The 3,366-nt window shown below is 51.8% G+C and carries 2 rRNA genes; both read right to left on the bottom strand.

Annotated elements, in window-relative coordinates:
- Nucleotides 1-48 precede the first annotated feature (48 nt).
- Nucleotides 49-158 (bottom strand): 5S ribosomal RNA (gene rrf, locus QU605_RS15230).
- A 200-nt stretch (nucleotides 159-358) separates the two neighbouring features.
- Nucleotides 359-3,206, bottom strand: a 23S ribosomal RNA gene (locus QU605_RS15225).
- Nucleotides 3,207-3,366: the final 160 nt, after the last annotated feature.

The following is a 3,366-nucleotide window of genomic DNA, read 5'->3' as shown; positions in this document are numbered from 1 at the left end:
GTTTATCCCATAAAAAAAGCCCTTCACATTTCTGTAAAGGGCTTTCGAAGAAGGCGGCGACCTACTCTCCCACCAATCGGCAGTACCATCGGCGCTGACGGGCTTAACTTCCCTGTTCGGTATGGTTAGGGGTGGACCCCGTCGCCATGGCCACCTGAGTTTTAAGTCGGCAGGAGGGTCTCCTGAAGCCGGGCATTGCCCAACCACAGTACATCCTGCAGACCCCCTGAGTGGTACGTCTAACGCACTTCAGGGCAATATCATGACATATGGAACAGAAAGCCGGAGCTTCTATCGAAGAGGTACAAACACTTAACTAACTATAAATCAAAGAGTCCGCTTGCACAAAGCAAGTAACGGCGCAAGTTGTATGGGCTATTAGTACCACTCGGCTACGTACCTTACAGTACTTACACCTATGGCCTATCAACGTGGTAGTCTCCCACGACCCTTTAAAGAAATCTCATCTCGCGGCGAGTTTCGCGCTTATATGCTTTCAGCGCTTATCTCTTCCCGACATAGCTACCCGGCAATGCCCCTGGCGGGACAACCGGTACACCAGCGGTCGGTCCGACCCGGTCCTCTCGTACTAGGATCAGCTCCGCTCAAATTTCTAACGCCCGCAGTAGATAGAGACCGAACTGTCTCACGACGTTCTGAACCCAGCTCGCGTGCCACTTTAATGGGCGAACAGCCCAACCCTTGGGACCTTCTCCAGCCCCAGGATGTGACGAGCCGACATCGAGGTGCCAAACCCCCCCGTCGATGTGAGCTCTTGGGGGAGATCAGCCTGTTATCCCCGGCGTACCTTTTATCCTTTGAGCGATGGCCCTTCCATGCGGAACCACCGGATCACTATGCTCTACTTTCGTACCTGTTCGACCTGTATGTCTCACAGTCAAGCACCCTTATGCCATTGCACTCTACGCACGGTTGCCAAGCGTGCTGAGGGTACCTTTAGAAGCCTCCGTTACTCTTTTGGAGGCGACCACCCCAGTCAAACTACCCACCACGCACTGTCTCCCTAGTAAAAGGGATTAGGCCCCGAACAAACAAAGGCTGGTATTTCAACGGCGGCTCCACCACGCCTGGCGACGCAGCTTCAAAGCCTCCCAGCTATCCTACACATTGGTTGTCCAAGGTCAATACGAAGCTATAGTAAAGGTGCACGGGGTCTTTTCGTCCCACTGCGGGTAACCGGCATCTTCACCGATACTACAATTTCACCGAGCTCATGGCCGAGACAGTGTCCAGATCGTTACACCATTCGTGCAGGTCGGAACTTACCCGACAAGGAATTTCGCTACCTTAGGACCGTTATAGTTACGGCCGCCGTTTACCGGGGCTTCGGTTCAATGCTTCCCACACAAGTGCGGTAACATCTCCCCTTAACCTTCCGGCACCGGGCAGGTGTCAGGCCCTATACTTCTTCTTTCGAATTGGCAGAGCCCTGTGTTTTTGATAAACAGTCGCCTGGACCTTTTCACTGCGGCCTCCCCGGAGGGAGGCGACGCTTCTCCCGAAGTTACGCGTCTATTTTGCCTAGTTCCTTAGCCATGAATCTCTCGAGCGCCTTAGAATACTCATCCCAACCACCTGTGTCGGTTTACGGTACGGGCCGCAATACTCGCTTTTCTCGGAGGAAGTTAAACTGGATTATCGGCGCAGCCGTAGCCTTGCCGTACTATCTCCACCTTACAGTGGATTCAACGCACATTTCCGTCAGTGCGCACCAATGCCACTCCCTCGTCACTTTTAACGTATTGCGGGTAACGGAATATTAACCGTTTGTCCATCCACTACCCCCTTCGGGTTCGCGTTAGGTCCCGACTAACCCCCGGCTGATTAGCATGGCCGGGGAATCCTTGGTCTTTCGGCGTGTGGGTTTCTCACCCACATTATCGTTACTTATGCCTACATTTTCGTTTGTAGCCGCTCCACCAGACCTCACAGTCCGACTTCGACGCAACTACAATGCTCCCCTACCCCTTAACAGTAAACTGTCAAAGTCACGGCTTCGGTGGTGTACTTATGCCCGATTATTATCCATGCAGGATCGCTCGACCAGTGAGCTGTTACGCACTCTTTAAATGAATGGCTGCTTCCAAGCCAACATCCTGGCTGTCTATGCAATCCCACCGCGTTTGTTCAACTCAGTACACACTTTGGGACCTTAGCCGGTGATCCGGGTTGTTTCCCTCTCGGACATGGACCTTAGCACCCATGCCCTCACTGCACAACATCATTTTACGGCATTCGGAGTTTGTCAGGAATTGGTAGGCGGTGAAGCCCCCGCATCCAATCAGTAGCTCTACCTCCGTAAAACTAATTGCACGCTGCACCTAAATGCATTTCGGGGAGTACGAGCTATTTCCGAGTTTGATTGGCCTTTCACCCCTACCCACAGGTCATCCCAAGACTTTTCAACGTCAACGGGTTCGGCCCTCCACTATGTGTTACCACAGCTTCAGCCTGCCCATGGGTAGATCACACGGTTTCGCGTCTGCCACTACTGACTATGGCGCCCTATTCAGACTCGCTTTCGCTTCGGCTCCGCCCCTTAAGGGCTTAACCTTGCCAGTAACGGCAACTCGTAGGCTCATTATGCAAAAGGCACGCCGTCACGGATAAATCCGCTCCGACCGCTTGTAAGCGTATGGTTTCAGGTTCTATTTCACTCCCCTGTTCGGGGTTCTTTTCACCTTTCCCTCACGGTACTAGTTCACTATCGGTCTCCCAGGAGTATTTAGCCTTGGCGGATGGTCCCGCCAGATTCACACAGGGTTTCACGTGCCCCGCGCTACTCAGGATACCACTATCAATTATATTACCTTACCCGTACGGGACTATCACCCCCTATGGTCAACCTTTCCAGATCGTTCCAGTTCAGTAATACATCGAATCACGTGGTCCTACAACCCCAATATTGCCGAAACAATATTGGTTTGGGCTAATCCGATTTCGCTCGCCACTACTCTCGGAATCACTCTTGTTTTCTCCTCCTCCGGTTACTTAGATGTTTCAGTTCACCGGGTTTGCTTCTCGATAAATCGAGATGACTGGCCTTCAACCAGCCGGGTTGCCCCATTCGGACATCTGCGGATCACAGCTTATGTGCAACTCCCCGCAGCTTTTCGCAGCTTATCACGTCCTTCATCGCCTCTGGGAGCCTAGGCATCCCCCATACGCCCTTGTCTAACTTGTCGCCTTGCTTTGTATTCTCGCTCAAGTAATTGTATTAATTACTACTCTCTTTACTTTACGTTAGATTCGTGTTGTATCTCATCGAAGATTCTCCTAAATCAACATAAACCCTAAAGCCTATGTCGCTTTAAAAAAACCTTCCATTCCAATATGTCAAAGAAC

This window comes from Robiginitalea aurantiaca (assembly GCF_030380815.1).
Lineage (GTDB): Bacteria > Bacteroidota > Bacteroidia > Flavobacteriales > Flavobacteriaceae > Robiginitalea > Robiginitalea aurantiaca.
This window is presented reverse-complemented; position numbering and strand designations above follow the sequence as displayed.